This is a genomic window from Sphingomonas caeni, from assembly GCF_026013415.1.
GTDB classification, from domain to species: domain Bacteria; phylum Pseudomonadota; class Alphaproteobacteria; order Sphingomonadales; family Sphingomonadaceae; genus Sphingomonas; species Sphingomonas caeni.
The window spans coordinates 77,400-91,602 of sequence record NZ_JAPDOK010000002.1 but is presented as its reverse complement, the minus strand read 5'-3'; the positions used below and the strand labels follow the sequence as shown (position 1 = coordinate 91,602).

At 67.7% G+C, this 14,203-nt stretch carries 20 protein-coding genes; 16 read left to right on the top strand and 4 right to left on the bottom strand.

Going from position 1 to position 14,203, the window contains the following annotated elements; genetic code table 11:
* Positions 1–2 precede the first annotated feature (2 nt).
* Positions 3–308, bottom strand: a complete 306-nt coding sequence (locus OF829_RS05095) for a hypothetical protein (protein WP_264938901.1) — start codon at positions 306–308, stop codon at positions 3–5.
* Between the two features lie 19 nt (positions 309–327).
* Positions 328–1,383, bottom strand: a complete 1,056-nt coding sequence (locus OF829_RS05090; RefSeq protein WP_264938899.1) for a DUF3667 domain-containing protein — start codon at positions 1,381–1,383, stop codon at positions 328–330.
* Between the two features lie 46 nt (positions 1,384–1,429).
* On the opposite strand from OF829_RS05090, the gene OF829_RS05085 reads away from it, so the two are divergent.
* The 13 genes from OF829_RS05085 (at position 1,430) to OF829_RS05025 (ending at position 9,573) form a co-directional block, all read left to right on the top strand.
* Positions 1,430–2,680: a glutamate-5-semialdehyde dehydrogenase gene (locus tag OF829_RS05085; protein WP_264938897.1), complete on the top strand. Its 1,251-nt coding sequence runs from the start codon at positions 1,430–1,432 to the stop codon at positions 2,678–2,680.
* Between the two features lie 31 nt (positions 2,681–2,711).
* Positions 2,712–2,966 carry a CopG family ribbon-helix-helix protein gene (locus OF829_RS05080; RefSeq protein WP_264938896.1) on the top strand — a complete coding sequence of 85 codons (255 nt, stop codon included), beginning with the start codon at positions 2,712–2,714 and terminating at the stop codon, positions 2,964–2,966.
* Positions 2,963–3,253 carry a type II toxin-antitoxin system RelE/ParE family toxin gene (locus OF829_RS05075; RefSeq protein ID WP_264938894.1) on the top strand — a complete coding sequence of 97 codons (291 nt, stop codon included), beginning with the start codon at positions 2,963–2,965 and terminating at the stop codon, positions 3,251–3,253. Before OF829_RS05080 ends, OF829_RS05075 begins: the two co-directional genes overlap by 4 nt.
* Positions 3,250–3,873, top strand: coding sequence for a nicotinate-nucleotide adenylyltransferase (locus OF829_RS05070; protein WP_264938893.1), 624 nt, complete (start codon positions 3,250–3,252; stop codon positions 3,871–3,873). Before OF829_RS05075 ends, OF829_RS05070 begins: the two co-directional genes overlap by 4 nt.
* A 26-nt stretch (positions 3,874–3,899) precedes the next feature.
* The gene (gene rsfS / locus OF829_RS05065) at positions 3,900–4,259 is read left to right on the top strand and encodes a ribosome silencing factor (RefSeq protein WP_406701413.1); all 360 of its coding nucleotides are present in this window, start codon (positions 3,900–3,902) and stop codon (positions 4,257–4,259) included.
* 15 nt (positions 4,260–4,274) lie between these two features.
* Positions 4,275–4,481: a hypothetical protein gene (locus tag OF829_RS05060; protein WP_264938890.1), complete on the top strand. Its 207-nt coding sequence runs from the start codon at positions 4,275–4,277 to the stop codon at positions 4,479–4,481.
* 3 nt (positions 4,482–4,484) lie between these two features.
* A complete protein-coding gene (locus OF829_RS05055) occupies positions 4,485–4,907 on the top strand; it encodes a 23S rRNA (pseudouridine(1915)-N(3))-methyltransferase RlmH (protein WP_264938888.1) in 423 nt (140 codons plus the stop codon).
* Between the two features lie 4 nt (positions 4,908–4,911).
* Complete coding sequence (locus OF829_RS05050) at positions 4,912–6,099, top strand: murein hydrolase activator EnvC family protein (protein WP_264938887.1); 1,188 nt, start codon at positions 4,912–4,914, stop codon at positions 6,097–6,099.
* Between the two features lie 116 nt (positions 6,100–6,215).
* Complete coding sequence (locus tag OF829_RS05045; RefSeq protein ID WP_264938886.1) at positions 6,216–7,556, top strand: S41 family peptidase; 1,341 nt, start codon at positions 6,216–6,218, stop codon at positions 7,554–7,556.
* Between the two features lie 3 nt (positions 7,557–7,559).
* On the top strand, positions 7,560–8,051 hold the full coding sequence (locus OF829_RS05040; RefSeq protein ID WP_264938885.1) for a disulfide bond formation protein B: 492 nt from the start codon (positions 7,560–7,562) through the stop codon (positions 8,049–8,051).
* Between the two features lie 41 nt (positions 8,052–8,092).
* Positions 8,093–8,584, top strand: coding sequence for a demethoxyubiquinone hydroxylase family protein (locus OF829_RS05035; RefSeq protein ID WP_264939577.1), 492 nt, complete (start codon positions 8,093–8,095; stop codon positions 8,582–8,584).
* Between the two features lie 57 nt (positions 8,585–8,641).
* A complete protein-coding gene (locus OF829_RS05030) occupies positions 8,642–9,040 on the top strand; it encodes a hypothetical protein (RefSeq protein WP_264938884.1) in 399 nt (132 codons plus the stop codon).
* Between the two features lie 32 nt (positions 9,041–9,072).
* The gene (locus OF829_RS05025) at positions 9,073–9,573 is read left to right on the top strand and encodes a DUF2306 domain-containing protein (RefSeq protein WP_264938883.1); all 501 of its coding nucleotides are present in this window, start codon (positions 9,073–9,075) and stop codon (positions 9,571–9,573) included.
* Here OF829_RS05025 and OF829_RS05020 read toward each other — a convergent pair.
* Complete coding sequence (locus OF829_RS05020) at positions 9,527–10,762, bottom strand: hypothetical protein (protein WP_264938882.1); 1,236 nt, start codon at positions 10,760–10,762, stop codon at positions 9,527–9,529. The two genes, OF829_RS05025 and OF829_RS05020, sit on opposite strands and share 47 nt — an antisense overlap.
* A 136-nt stretch (positions 10,763–10,898) precedes the next feature.
* Here OF829_RS05020 and OF829_RS05015 point away from each other — a divergent pair, with 136 nt between their 5' ends.
* Genes OF829_RS05015 through OF829_RS05005 form a run of 3 tightly spaced genes read left to right on the top strand, consistent with a single transcriptional unit; the run spans position 10,899 to position 13,710 of the window.
* Positions 10,899–12,101: a parallel beta-helix domain-containing protein gene (locus tag OF829_RS05015; RefSeq protein ID WP_264938880.1), complete on the top strand. Its 1,203-nt coding sequence runs from the start codon at positions 10,899–10,901 to the stop codon at positions 12,099–12,101.
* A complete protein-coding gene (locus tag OF829_RS05010) occupies positions 12,098–13,111 on the top strand; it encodes an SO2930 family diheme c-type cytochrome (RefSeq protein WP_264938879.1) in 1,014 nt (337 codons plus the stop codon). Before OF829_RS05015 ends, OF829_RS05010 begins: the two co-directional genes overlap by 4 nt.
* An 8-nt stretch (positions 13,112–13,119) precedes the next feature.
* On the top strand, positions 13,120–13,710 hold the full coding sequence (locus OF829_RS05005) for a UdgX family uracil-DNA binding protein (RefSeq protein WP_406701402.1): 591 nt from the start codon (positions 13,120–13,122) through the stop codon (positions 13,708–13,710).
* On the opposite strand, the gene OF829_RS05000 is transcribed toward OF829_RS05005, so the two are convergent.
* The gene (locus tag OF829_RS05000; RefSeq protein ID WP_264938878.1) at positions 13,707–14,153 is read right to left on the bottom strand and encodes a hypothetical protein; all 447 of its coding nucleotides are present in this window, start codon (positions 14,151–14,153) and stop codon (positions 13,707–13,709) included. The two genes, OF829_RS05005 and OF829_RS05000, sit on opposite strands and share 4 nt — an antisense overlap.
* Positions 14,154–14,203: the final 50 nt, after the last annotated feature.

The following is a 14,203-nucleotide window of genomic DNA, read 5'->3' as shown; positions in this document are numbered from 1 at the left end:
CTTTAGCGGACCCGGGTGTAGGTGACGCCGTTCAGCGAAATGCTATTCCGGTCGGGCCGGGACCGGATTTCGATGGTCCTGACCTTGTCGGCAACCATGCCGCCGCTGCACGAACAGCCATAGCTTCGGACCGTCCCCCCGCTGCGCCTCGCGACGATGAAAGTCGCTCCCTCGCGGCGGACCTCGAGGCGCTCGCTGCCCGCGCTCCAGGTGCCGATCAGATTGTCGCAGCCGACGTCGGAAAAAGCGCTGAGCCAGCAACCCGAAAGCAGAAGTAGCAATCCCAGCGCCGCGATTATTCTCGACATGATTCGCCCCCTGTCGCGTTCAGAACATCCCCATCACCACCAGCAGGATCAGGAAGATCGTCACGATGATCGCAATGAAGACCATCAGCACGATCGTGCGCAGCAACGCCGAGAACCAGCGGAGCTGATAGGCCTGCTTCATCTGTCGGAACAGATGCACGACCGGAATCCCGAGCGAGGCGAGCACGATCGTCCATTCGGGCGCGCCCAGCGTCCCGGCGATCGTGATCGCGATGAACAGCAGCGACATGAAGGCGATCGAATAGGTGATGAAGATCGCGTGGTCGTAGAGCCGGTATTGCCGCTTCCAGAAGAACAGCAGCCACACGAACGGCAGCGAAAGCGGGATCAGCAGCCAGGAGAATTTATAGATGCTCGACTGGAGCTTGTAGAGCATCAGCGACGGGTTCTTCTGCCATTTCTCGATCCCGTGATCGAGCACGGCCCATCCGGTCATGGTCTTCTGCGTGCTGACACCGATCCTCGGGCCGGTCTGCTTCGACAACGCGTCGAGCGCCTTGAGCCGCTGGTCGATCTGGAGGATCCGCTGATCGTCGCGCCGGCGCCGGGAATCGTCCTTCGCGCGCGCGTCGCGAGTCTCGATCAGCTCCGCGCGGTCTTCCTGTGCGGTCTTGATCGCCTGCTGGACTGCGGCGGGGGTGTTGAGGTTCGCCTCGAGGTCGGTCGGCGCCGAGATCCCCGCCCATGAGAAGACCGCGAACATCGCGAAGATCGAGAAGAGGAACAGCGCCACCGGCGACACGAACCGCGCCCGCTCGCCCTCGATATAGCGCCGCGTCAGCTCGCCGGGCCGCCAAGCGAGCAAGGGCAAGGTGTGCCAGAGCTTGCCGTCGAAATGGAACACGCCGTGGAGGATGTCATGCCCCATGCCGCTCAGCGTACGATGGACATGGCCGCTCTGCCCGCACCGGTGGCAATGCGGCCCGATCAGCGCGGTGCCGCAATTGAGGCAGATCGTGTCGCCATGCTCGCCACTTTCGCCCGCGCGCGGCTCCATCGCGCGGCCCAGCAACGCGCCGGTTACGAGTTCCCCTGCTGCCTCCAATTCCCCCATGGCGCTTTCGCTACCAGCTTCGATGCATGCGTGCTAGCGGGCAGCCATGTCCGGGATCGAAGCCCAATCGCTGATCGCAGAGCTGGCCGTGCGTGCGCGGGCGGCGTCGGCGCGGCTCGCCGGGATGACCGGCGCCGCCAAGTCGCAGGCGCTGATTGCCGGGGCGCAAGCGATCCGTGCGGACAGCGATTCGATCGCCGCCGCCAACGCCGAGGATATGGCGGCGGGCGAGGCGAACGGCCTGTCCGCCGCGCTGCTCGACCGCCTCCGCCTCGATGCCGGGCGCATCGAGGCGATGGCGGCCGGGGTCGTGGCGGTGGCGAGGCTCGCCGACCCCGTCGGCACCGTGATCGAGCGCGTCGATCGCCCGAACGGGCTGATCCTCACCCGCGTCCGTATCCCGATCGGGGTGATCGGCATCGTCTATGAAAGCCGCCCCAACGTTACCGCCGATGCCGGCGCGCTCTGCTTCATGTCGGGCAATGCCGCGATCCTGCGCGGCGGAAGCGAGGCAATCCGCTCCAATCGCGCCATCCATGCCGCGCTCGCCCGGGGCCTGGGCGATCTCGCCGATGCGATCCAGCTCGTCCAGGTGACCGATCGCGCCGCGGTCGGCGCGATGCTCCGGGCCGAGGGTGCGATCGACATGATCGTGCCGCGCGGCGGCAAGAGCCTCGTCGCGCGCGTCCAGGCCGAGGCGCGTGTCCCCGTCCTCGCGCATCTCGACGGGATCAACCATGTCTTCATCCACGCCGCCGCCGATCCGGATATGGCGCGCTCGATCGCGCTCAACGCCAAGATGCGCCGCACCGGCATCTGCGGCGCGGCGGAGACGTTGCTGATCGACAGTGCTTTCGCCGACCCCGCACCGATCCTGAAGGCGCTCGCCGACTCGGGCTGCGAGCTCCGCGGCGGCGAGGATATCCGCGGGATTGAACCCCGCACCCTTCCGGCCACCTGCGAGGATTGGGACACCGAATATCTCGACGCAATCCTCGCGGTGAAGCGCGTCGATGGGCTCGAGGCCGCGATGGCCCATATCGCCGCGCACGGATCGCACCATACCGATGCGATCGTCACCGAGGACGCGGCAGCCGCCGAGCGCTTCCTGGCGGAGGTCGACAGCGCCATCGTCCTCTGGAACGCCTCGACCCAGTTCGCAGACGGCGGCGAGTTCGGCCTCGGCGCCGAGATCGGTATCTCCACCGGCCGCCTCCATGCCCGCGGCCCCGTCGCGCTCGAGGGGCTGACGACCTACAAATGGGTCGTGCGCGGGACGGGGCAGGTACGGCCTTGAAGGCCGCGTATCATTTGTATACATTTGCACCATGAGCAAGACCGCCGTCATCACGACCCGCGTCAGCCAGGAAGTTGCGGACCAGCTGGACAGGCTCGCCGCGCGGCTGGGCCGGTCGCGCGCTTGGGTCGTCGAGCAGGCGATCAAGCGCTATGTCGAGGAAGAACTCGAATATCTCGCCTTCATCCAGGTCGGAATCGACGCGGCGGACCGCGGGGAACTGGTCAGCCAGGAAGACATGGAAGCCTGGTTTGAGAATCGCAGGCATCGAGCGGCGGCGGAATGAAGCGCGCCGAATGGACGCTTCCCGCTCAGGCCGATCTCGCGCGTATTGACGATTTCTATTTCGAACTGAGTCCGGATTTCGCCGATCGCCTAGGCCGGGAGGCTCTTCGCGCCTCCCGCTTTCTCGCCGAGAATCCACGCGCCGGCTCGCCGGTCGACGGCCCGGTTCGAAAATGGCGGATCAGGTCGTTCGACTATGTTCTGGTCTATCGCCCGACCCCGATTGGCGTCGAGATCCTGCGAATGCACCATGGCCGCGAGAATTGGCGCAAGGCATACGAGCCATGAAACGCATCGGCCTCCTCGGCGGCTCGTTCAACCCGGCGCATTCGGGCCATCGCGCGCTCTCGGTCCATGCGATCCGCGCGCTGGGGCTCGATGAGGTGTGGTGGCTGGTCTCGCCGGGCAATCCGCTCAAACCCGTCAAGGGCATGGCCCCGTTCGAGGCACGCATCGCCTCCGCCCGCGCCGCCGCGCGCCACGCGCCGATTCGCGTCACCGCGATCGAGCAACGCCTGCGCACCCGCTACACGGTCGATACCCTCGCCAAACTCCCCCGCCTCTTCCCGCGCCACCGCTTCATCTGGCTGATGGGGGCGGACAATCTGGCGCAATTCCACAAATGGCACCGCTGGCGCGATATCGCGCGGCAGGTTCCGATTGCGGTGATTGCGCGTCCGGGCTATGATGCACCTGCTCACGCAAGTCCTGCGATGAGTTGGCTGCGGCGCCTTGTGCGGCCCGCAGGCCAGGCAAAAAACTGGACGCGATGGAGATTGCCGGCACTCGTGCTGTTGCGCTTCCGCCCCGATCCGACCTCGGCAACGCGCCTTCGGGCTGCCGACCCTGCCTGGCACCGGCGTTTTGCGTCGCCTCCAGAACCACACCGCACAAACCGGACTTCCTAGGAGCTATTTTGGCCACTCAACCCCATGTGCTGCGTTCGCCCGGTGCCGAAAGCGTCGAGGCGCTGCATCAACTCGTGCTCACCTCGCTCGACGATGATCAGGCGGTCGAGACCGTCTCGATCCCGCTCGCGGGCAAGAGCAGCATCGCCGATTATATGGTCGTGGCGAGCGGCCGCTCGACGCGTCAGGTCGCGTCGATGGCGAACAAGCTCGCCGAGAAGATCAAGGCCGAGTTCGGCCGCTCGGCGCGGATCGAGGGGCTGCCGACCGCCGACTGGGTGCTGATCGATGCGGGCGACGTGATCGTCCACCTCTTCCGGCCCGAGGTGCGCAGCTTCTACAATCTCGAGCGCATGTGGGCGTTCGGGGACGCCGGCACGGCTTGAGCGCGCGGTAGCGGGATGAGCAGCGACGCCCGCAATTCGCTGACCAGGTGGAGCTCCGGCCTCTTGTTGGTCCTGCTGCTCTGGTTGTGCCTCGGCTTTTTCTCCGATTGGGGAATGCCGCACTGGATGGAGCCCTATTTCTGGGCCCTGATCCTCATTCATTTCGTCTGGGACATTGTCCGTCAGGCGCGTGGCAGCAGCCGCGCGGGGGCAAGCGACTAGGCGATGTTGCTCCATATCGTTGCGCGGGGCCGCATCGGGCGCAGTCCCGAGGCGGAGCTGGTCGACCGCTATCTGAAGCGCGTGACGTGGCCGACGCGCGTCACCGAACTGCCCGATACCGGCGGCAAGCCCCCGGCCGTCGAGGGCAACACCCGCCTCATCCTGCTCGACGAAACCGGCGAGAACCTCCCCTCGCGCGTCCTTGCCGAACGCCTCGACGCGTGGCGTGACGACGGCGTGCGCGAGGCGCGCTTCATGATCGGCGCCGCGGACGGCTTCAGCGATGCCGAGCGTGCCGACGCGCATCTCCTCCTCTCCTTCGGCCGCGCGACTTGGCCGCATCTGATGGCGCGCGCGATGCTCGCCGAGCAGCTCTGGCGCGCCGCTTCGATCCTTGCCAACCACCCCTATCATCGCGAAGGATAGGGCGATGGAACCTGTTCGCGGCCTCACGCTGGCAAGCGCGCTGATCGGGATGCTCGCACTGGGCAGCCTTGCCGGCGCGCAGGTGCCGACGCTCGAGGAGCAGCAGACCCGCCTCAAGGACGCGACCAGCGCTTCGGAAACCGCCAAGGCCCGCAGCGCCCAGCTCGAACGCCAGGCCGCCTCCGAGCGCGATCAGGCCGCGCAGGCCCGCCAGCAGGAAGAAGCTGCCGCCGAGCGGATCAAGGCCGCCGAGGCCGATATCCAGGCCGCCCGCGCCCGCATCGGCATCGTCGACCGCCAGCTCGCCGCCCAGCGCACCCGCGTCGCCGAGCGCCAAGGGCCCATCATGCGCCTGATCGCCGCGCTCCAGTCGATGGCGCGCCGCCCCGCCGCGCTCGGGCTCGTCCAGCCCGGTTCGACCGAAGACATGGTCCATGTCCGCGCGGTGCTCGGCACCGTCATGCCCGTGGTCGAGGCGCGCACCGCCGATGTCCGCGGCGAACTCAACCGCATCCGCCGCCTGCGTGCCGACGCCGAAGCCGCGGTCGATGCCTTGCGCGAGGGCCGCCGCCGGCTCGAGCAGGAGCGGATCGGCCTCGTCCAGCTCGAGGCCGAGCACCGCATGCGCTCGGCCGAACTCGACAGGAGCGCCCTGGTCGAATCGGACAAGGCGCTCGCGATGGGCGAGCAGGCGCGCGACATTGTCGACCAGATGGAGACGATGGGCGAAGCCGCCGAGGTTCAGACCGACCTTGCCGCGCTCCCCGGTCCGCTCCCCCGCCCGCCCCAGCCCGGCGACACTCCCGCCACCGCGCGGCCGTCGGGGCTGGGACCCGCCTATATCCTCCCGGTCCAGGGTCCGGTCGTGACCGGCCTGGGTGAACTCTCCCCGACCGGGGTGCGCGCGCGCGGGCTCACCTTCGCCACCCCGCCGGGCGCGGCCGCCAATGCCCCCGCACCGGGCAAGATCCTCTATGCCCAGGCGTTCCGCGATTATGGCGGGATCGTCATCATCGATCACGGCAATGGCTGGACCACGCTCGTCACCGGGCTGGCCGAGGTGAATGTCCGCAAGGGCGAGGCGGTGAGCCAGGGCCAGCCCGTCGGCCATGCCGGCGCGGTGCTCCCCCGCGTCACCGTCGAACTGCGCCGCCGCGGCCGCCCGATGGATTTGACGACGCTGTTGGATTAACGCAGCACCGCCCCGTCCCAGTGCGCGACACCCTTCGTCACGGCCTTTGCCCCGCCCCGCAAAAGCCGCTATCCTCGACCAACACAGTTTCAGCGTATCTATCGGAAAGACCATCGATGCTCCTGCGTTCCGTTCTTCAGGTCACCGCCGCCGTCGGCGCGCTTGCGCTCGTTCCCGTCGCCACCGGCGCGATGGCGAGCGTCGACACCTCCTCGTACCGCGAGCTCGAGGTGTTCATGGAGGTCTTCACCCGGGTGAAGTCCGACTATGTCGACAAGGTCGACGACCAGACGCTGGTCAAGGGCGCGATCCAGGGGATGCTCTCGGCGCTCGACCCGCATTCGAGCTATGAGGACGGGCTCGACTACGACAATCTCAAGATCCAGACCGACGGCAATTATGGCGGGCTCGGCCTCGTCGTGACGATGAAGGACGGCGCGGTGCAGGTCGTCGCGCCCACCGAGGATACCCCGGCGGCGCGCGCGGGTCTCAAATCGGGCGATTTCATCACCCATCTCGACGGCAAGTTCATCGTCGGCGGCACGCTCGACGAAGCGATCGAGCAGATGCGCGGCAAGCCCGGCACCTCGATCACGCTGACCGTGGTCCGCCCCGGTGCCGACAAGCCGCTGACCTTCACTTTGGTGCGCGAGACGATCACCCAGAAGCCGGTCAAGTGGGAAGTCCGCGGCCAGGTCGGCTATATCAACATCAACACCTTCACCGCGACCACTACCGCCGATACGCGCAAGGCGATCGAGGCGATCGAGAAGCAGCTCGGCCATCCGCCGCTCGGCTATGTCATCGATCTTCGCCAGAATGGCGGCGGGCTGCTCAGCGAAGCGATCGGCGTGTCCGACGTCTTCCTCAGCCATGGCGAGATCGTCTCGCAGCGCGGGCGCGAGAAGAACGATATCGAGCGTTATTATGCCGAATCGATGGTGCCGGGCGACATGGCGCGCGGGCTGCCTGTGATCGTGCTGGTCGATTCGGGCACCGCCTCGGCCTCGGAGATCGTCGCCGGCGCGCTCCAGGATCATCACCGCGCGATCGTCATGGGCGAGCGCAGCTTCGGCAAGGGCTCGGTCCAGTCGATCCTGCCGATGGGGCCGCGCGCGGCGCTGCGCCTCACCACCGCGCGCTACTACACGCCGTCGGGCCATTCGGTGCAGGAAGGCGGCATCCGCCCCGATCTCGCCGTGCCCCAGCTGTCCGATCCCGATTACAAGTCGCGGCCGGTGCTGCGCGAGGCCGATCTGCGCCGTCACCTCATCAACACCGCCAATGTCGATGACAAGGTGCTCGAGGAAGACACCAAGGACGATCCGCGCTTCTCGGCGACCCCCGAGCAGCTCAAGGCAAAGGGCGTGACCGACTTCCAGCTCCAATATGCGCTCGATACGATCGCCCGGCTCGGCCCGAGCCCCCGCGGCGTCGCTTCGCGGCCGACGAAGTAAGCCATGCCCCGCGATGGTCTGACCCAGGCGCGCTGGCTCGCCTTGCTCGTGCCGCTCGCGCTGATGGGCGGGGCGCTCGGTTCGCAATTCATCGGCGGGCTGATTCCGTGCGAGATGTGCCATTGGCAGCGCTGGCCGCATTATGCGGCGATCGGCATCGCCGCGCTCGCCTTCGTGGTGCCCGACCGGCGGCTGACCACAGCGCTGGTCGCGGTCGCGGCGCTGCTGATCGCCACCAGCGGCGCGATCGGCGTGTTCCACGCGGGCGTCGAATATCATTGGTGGCCGGGAATCACCCCCTGCACCGCGACGCTCAAGCCCGGCGAGAGCGGGCTGGATATTATCGACCGGATCCAGCACGGCCCGATGATCCGCTGCGATCTGCCACAATGGAGCCTGTTCGGCATCTCGCTCGCCGGCTTCAACGCGATCATCTCGCTCGGCAGCGCCGTGGCGATCTTCGCGCTGCTTCTCTTCCGGCGCGCGCGCGCGTGAACTGGAAGCCCGGCGACCGGCGCGCCGACGCCACGCACAGCATGATCCGGGTCGATCAGGCGGGCGAATATGGCGCGACGCGCATCTATGCCGGCCAGCTCGCGGTGATGGGCGACCGTTCGCCCGCCGCCCGCCTCGTCGCGGGCATGGCCGCGCAGGAGGAGCGCCACCGCGCCTTTTTCGACGCGATGATCGCCCGGCGCGGCGTACGCCCGACCGCGCTGCAACCCTTGTGGAGCGTCGCGGGTTTTGCGCTTGGTGCGGTGACCGCCGCTATCGGCCCCGAAGCGGCGATGGCGTGCACCGCCGCCGTCGAGACCGAGATCGACCGCCACTATCGCCAGCAGCTCGACGAATTGGGCGACAGCGATCAGGAACTGAGCGACGCGGTCGCGCGCTTCCGCGCCGAGGAACTCGAGCATCTCGATACCGCGTTGGCCTCGGGCGCCGAACAGGCTCCCGTCTATCCGGTCTTGTCCGGATTGATCCGTGCCGGCTGCCGTGCTGCGATTGCGCTGTCGAAACGGATTTGAGAATATTGCGTTCAGCTTGCAGGCGGTAATGCCGCGTTGAAGCCAGGAGATCGGGCGATGCCGAAGAAAGTCATGTTTGCGGCCCTTGTGGCGGTCCCGTGCCTCTGGGCCGCGCCCGCCTTGGCGCAGTCCGCCGCGCCCGGCGTGCTGATCATCTATGGCAAGGACAAGTGCCCGACCAACGAGAATGGCGAGGAGATCGTGGTCTGCCGCCGTCTCGACGAGGCCGAGCGCTATCGCATCCCGCAGGACCTGCGCGATGCCGAGGTGAAGCCCCAGCAGGAAAGCTGGGCGGTGCGCCAGAAGGACGCGCTCAACACCGGCGGCACCGGCATCGGCAGCTGCTCGACGGTGGGCCCGGGCGGCGGCACCGGCTGCTTCACGCAACAGGCGAACCAGTCGCGCGCCGAGAACCGCAAGCGCAAGGAAGAGCAGGAAAATCTGCCGCTGCCCTAGGGCGTGTGCTCAGCGGCTGACCGGGGGGATTGATGGCGACGATGGCAGATGCGCGCGATCCGTTCGCGCCCGATGGTTATGAGCGGCTGCTCGCGATCGGCGCGCTGCTGCTGCTCGTTGCGGTCGCTGCCGCGCTGGTGAAGGGCTATCCGCAATGGCACCAGGTCCCTTGGGAGGTCTGGCCGCATCTCCTCACCATCCTGCTCGCGGCCGGGCTCACGCCGATCCAGCTGCTGCGCCGTCGCGGGGACAGCCCGCACCGGCTGCTCGGTACGGTCTGGGTGCTTGCGATGATCGCCACCGCGGCTTTCTCGTTCAACATCCGCGAACTCAATCATGGCGGGCTCAGCCCGATCCACCTGCTCTCCGTGATAACGCTGGTGCTGGTGCCGTTCCTCTGGTGGGCAGCGAAGACGCACCGCGTCGCGCTTCACCGCCGGCTGGTCAAGGGTCAGGTGACCGGCGCGCTGCTGATCGCGGGCTTCTTCACCTTCCAGTTCGATCGCCTACTGGGGCATTGGCTGTTCGGCTGAGCCACGCCGGAGGATCGCGCCGGACGGCATCGACGATCAGCCACAGGATCGCCGCCGCGCGGATCGCCGCGGCCAACGCGATCCAGCCGGGGGTGACGATGTACGGCCAGGCTTGTTCGAGCGAGGCGAACCACCAGAATTCGGCGAAATAGGCGGCCACGTCGCCAATCACGAACAGCGCCACCGGCCGCAGCCGTGGCGCGGTCATCAGCAGGAAGGGATAGAGCCACAGGTCGAACTGGGGCGAATAGACCTTGTTGGTGAGCAGGAACCAGCCGAGCAACGGCGTGAACAACAGCCACAGCCGAGCGCTGTGCCGGCGCCAGCCCAGGCCGATGATCGCCGCGGCACCGCCAAGGAAGAGCAACCCGGCGTAGAGGTTCCGGTCCGGCGTCGCGGTCGGCCAGATCCCCGATTGCCCCAATATCTCCCAGAAGGACGCCGCCGTTCCGCTGCGCTCGCTCGAGAAACGGTAGAATTCGCTCCAATTCTCGAACGCCGCGAGCGCCACCGGCAGATTGACCGCCGCCCAGGCCGCCGCCGCCGCGGCACCGATCATCGCCGCCAGCACCATCCGCTTCACCCACGCCTCGCGCGATCCGAACAGCGCGCCGAGCCCGAGCAGCGGCAGCATCAGCACCGGAAACAGCTTCGCCGCCATCCCCAGCCCCGCCGCCGCGCCCCCGCGCACCGGCTGCTGTGCGCGCGCCCACAGCAACGCCGCCACCGCGAAACCGATCGCCAGCAAATCCCAATTGTGCCCGACATAGAGCAGCAGGGGCGGCGCCGCGGCCCAGCCCCATAGCCGCCGCTCGTCCATCCCGGCACGCCACATCAGCCACAGGATCAGCCCCGCCAGCAGCGCGTTCACCAGCGTGACGACGGCGAGGAAATGCATCGCGTTCGCCTGGGCCCCGAACAGGCCGCGCGTGATCCCGCCCTCGGCCCAGATCAGCGCGCCGGTCAGCACCGGATATTCCATCCGCGCCTGAAGATACGGCATTTCGCCCGCGGCCACGCCGCGCCCGGTCCAGAAGGGCACCGCGTCGCTGTAGCAGCCGGTGGTATATTGCTCGCTCTGGGTCCAGCCGCCGGGCGCGCAATGCGTCTTGAACAGCCAGCCCATCGCGCAGGTGAGCGCGAGCACCAGCATCAGCCGCTTCACTTGCGGGTCCCACCCAAGCCGCATCGCCACCCCTCGACTTCGTCCGAACAGATCGTCGCTTCTCTGACCGCTTTCTCCGCCGAAGCGAAGCAAAGTCTGTACTGACACCTCTGTCAATTCACGCCCGAGCGATTAGGATACCCCCAAAATGGGAGAGGTTATGTTCCGCGCCATTGTTCCTTGGGCGGCGCTCGCCGCGCTGTTTCTCGCCCTGCCTGCCGCCGCCAGAACGATCCATGTCGAGGCTGGCCCCAACGCGCAGGAGCGGCTCCAGGCGGCGTTGATCGAGGCGGTGCCGGGCGATGTGGTCGAGATCGGCGCGGGCCGTTTCGATCTGACCGATGGGCTCAGCCTCGATGTCGACCGGGTGACGGTGCGCGGCGCGGGGCCGGCCAAAACCATTCTCAGCTTCAAGGGCCAGCTCGGCGCGGGCGAAGGCCTGCTCGTCACCTCCGACGATGTCGTGTTGCGCAGCTTCGCGGTCGAGGACAGCCGCGGCGACGGGATCAAGTCCAAGGGCGCCGACCGCATCGTCTACAAGGATATCCGCGTCGAATGGACCGGCGGGCCCAAGCCGACCAACGGCGCGTATGGCGTCTATCCGGTCGAGAGCAAGTTCATCCTGATCGACGGCGTCACCGTGATCGGCGCGTCGGATGCGGGCATCTATGTCGGCCAGTCCGAACAGATCGTCGTCCGCAATTCGGTGGCCCAGGGCAATGTCGCGGGGATCGAGATCGAAAATAGCCGCCACGCCGATGTCTATGGCAACACCGCCACCCACAATACCGGCGGCATTCTCGTCTTCGATCTGCCCAGCCTGCCGGTGATGGGCGGCGGCCAGGTTCGCGTGTTCGGCAACAGCGTGATCGACAACGACACCGCCAATTTCGCGCCCCCCGGCAATATCGTCGCGAGCGTGCGCAAGGGGACGGGCGTGCTGATCATGGCCAATGACGGCGTCCACGTCTTCGGCAACACGCTGTCGGGCAACGCGACCAGCAACATCATGGTGATCTCGTACCGCCAGGCCTTCACCGATCCGCGCTACAACCCCTATCCGCGCCGCATCGTCATTTCGGGCAACACCCATGGCCGCGCCGGCTTCGCGCCCCAATTCCCCGCGGGCGACCAGCTCGCCGCGGCGTTCGGCGGCAGCATCCCGCCGATCCTGTGGGACGGCACCGGCGGCCCCGAGCTCGGGCTGCATGTCGATGACAAGGTGCCGGTGCTCAGCCTCAACCTCGCGCTCGCCGCCCCGGTCGAGAGCGCCAAGCCCGCGCTCGCGACGCTGAGCGCGCCCGAATCGCCCAAGCCTCAACCGGTGGTCCTCCCCGAGTCGATGGAGGCCGCGGCCAAGTGAAAGCCCTTGCCGCCGCGTTGCTTCTGCTCTGCACGGCGCTGATCGCGAAGCCTGCAACAGGCGTCAACGACGCCGCGATCGCCGCCGAAGGCTATCCCGCTCACCTCTCCGACTATCGCTTCTTCACCGATCTCGAGGCGGCCACTCCGGCGGCGCGCGTCGAGCCCTACACGCTCAACACCCCGCTCTTCTCGGACTATGCCGAGAAGCACCGCTACCTCTACGTCCCCCAGGGCACGAGGGCCCGCTACGACGCCGAGAATATCTTTGACTTCCCTGTCGGCACCGCGCTGATCAAGACGTTCGGCTACCGGCAGAACGGCAGGTTCCGACCGCTCGAAACCCGCCTCCTCCTCCACCGCGCGGGTGGCTGGGTGGCCATCCCCTATGTCTGGAACGCCCAAGGCACCGATGCCGATCTCAAGCGTGCGGGTACCCGCATCCCCGTGACCTTTACCGATCCCTCGGGCCAATCGCAAAGCATCAGCTACGCCGTTCCCAACCAGAACCAATGCAAGGATTGCCACGCCCGCGCAGGCGCCATCACCCCGATCGGCCCGCTCGCGCGCCAGCTCAACCATGACGGCCTGCTCCAGCGCCTCGCCGCCGCCGGCCTGCTCGACCGCGCGCCCCGCGACGCCCCGCGCCTTGCCCGCTGGGACGACCCCAAGGCGCCCCTCGAATCCCGCGCCCGCGCTTATCTCGAGGCCAACTGCGCGCACTGCCACAATCCGCAAGGCGCCGCCTCCAATTCGGGCCTCTATCTCGACTGGCGCCAGCCCAGCCCCGGCTTCCTCAAGCGTCCCGTCGCCGCCGGCCGCGGCAGCGGTGCGCGCGCGTTCGATATCGTCCCCGGCGATGCCGACGCCTCGATCCTGATCTTCCGCATGGAAAGCACCGATCCCGGCATCGCCATGCCCGAACTGGGCCGCGCCACCGTCCATGCCGAGGGCGTGGCACTGCTTCGGAAATGGATCGATACGCAGCCGAAAGGCTCGGCCGTGCGTTAGGCCTCCCGATGCCGAAGCTGTGGGACATCGTCCGCTACGACGCGGAGAATTGTACGCGCTGCGATCTTTACCGCCACGCCACCCAGACCGTGTTCGGCGAGGGCCCCCCTGATGCCGAGATGATGTTCGTTGGCGAGCAGCCCGGCGACCGGGAGGATATCACGGGGCACCCCTTTGTCGGCCCGGCCGGCCAGATTTTCGACCGCGCGCTTCGCCAGGCGAGGATCGACCGCGACGCGGTCTACGTCACCAACGCGGTCAAGCATTTCAAATTCGTCCAGCGCGGCAAGCGCCGCATCCACGAACGCCCCGACGCGGGTGAAATCAAGGCCTGCCGCTGGTGGTACGAACAGGAACGCCAGCTCCTCCGCCCCAAGGTCACCGTCGCGCTCGGCGCCACCGCGGCGCGGCAGATGCTCGGCAAGGTCGTGACGATCGCCGCGACGCGGGGCAAGGCGATCGAACTGGCGGAGGGAGGCCTCGGCTGGGTGACGATCCACCCCAGCTTCCTGCTCCGCATCCCCGAAGCCGAGCGCGCCGATGCCGAATATACCGCCTTCGTCGCCGACCTGAGGGGCGCCAGGGCTTTGCTCGGCTAGGCCGGCGCCACGCGCAGCCCGATCCGCGAGACCATCGCCCGCCAGGGCGGATTGGGCAGCACCACCCGCTCGCCCTGCGCCGCGCGCAGCGATGCGTCGGCGATCGCGGCCGGATAGGCGTCGTCGCCAAAGCCCTGAACCGGCGCGACCAGTTCGAGCGTCAGCGGCATCGCGCCGACCCGCTTCGCACCCCGTGCCGTCAGTTCGAACCAGGTCCGCCCGCCTGCGCCGAGCAGCTTCAGGGAGCGCCCGCTATCGGTCCAGCCGGCCAGCGGCGCGGTGACGCGCACCACGAAGCTGCCATTCCGGATCGGCGGATCGAGCCGATAGCCTCGATAATATTTGCCCAGCCCGCCGCGCGTCCCTGGAAAATCTTGCCAAACCAGCTCGAGTTCGATGTGCGCGAGCGGCTTGTCGTGCAGCAGCGGATGATCGACGGTCAATCGCGAGCCGCATCCTCTGAAGGCAATGAATCCCCCCGCTCCGGCCGCGC